The sequence below is a fragment of the Pandoraea pneumonica genome, assembly GCF_049918595.1.
Classification (GTDB): Bacteria; Pseudomonadota; Gammaproteobacteria; order Burkholderiales; family Burkholderiaceae; genus Pandoraea; species Pandoraea pneumonica_A.
This window is the reverse complement of the sequence record NZ_JBNCRZ010000017.1, coordinates 1-261: the sequence shown is the minus strand read 5'-3', so window position 1 is coordinate 261 and position 261 is coordinate 1. Positions and strand designations below refer to the sequence as shown.

Sequence of the window (261 nt, the reverse complement as noted above, 5' to 3'; positions counted from 1 at the left end):
AGGGTGGGGGGGGGTGTGGGCAACACAAAACCCCCCGCCACCGCGGGCGGGGAAAAAAAAAAAAAAAAAAACAAAAAAAAAAAACAAAAAAAAAAAAAAAAAACAAAAAAAAAAAAAAAAAAAAACAAAAAAAAAAAAAAAAAAAAAAAAAAACCCAAAAAAAAAAAAAAAAAAAAAAAACCCCCCAGCGCCGCCCATTTTCTCAGCGCCAATGCCCACCCAACCCAAGCCCATAAACAACAACAAAAAAAAAAATAGCGC

At 34.5% G+C, this 261-nt stretch carries 1 protein-coding gene; it reads left to right on the top strand.

Annotation, left to right across the window (positions count from 1 at the left end; translation table 11 throughout):
• The coding region (locus tag ACPWR9_RS25865; RefSeq protein ID WP_426335286.1) for a hypothetical protein at positions 1-258 on the top strand (258 nt) is incomplete at its 5' end.
• Between the last annotated feature and the right edge of the window lie 3 nt (positions 259-261).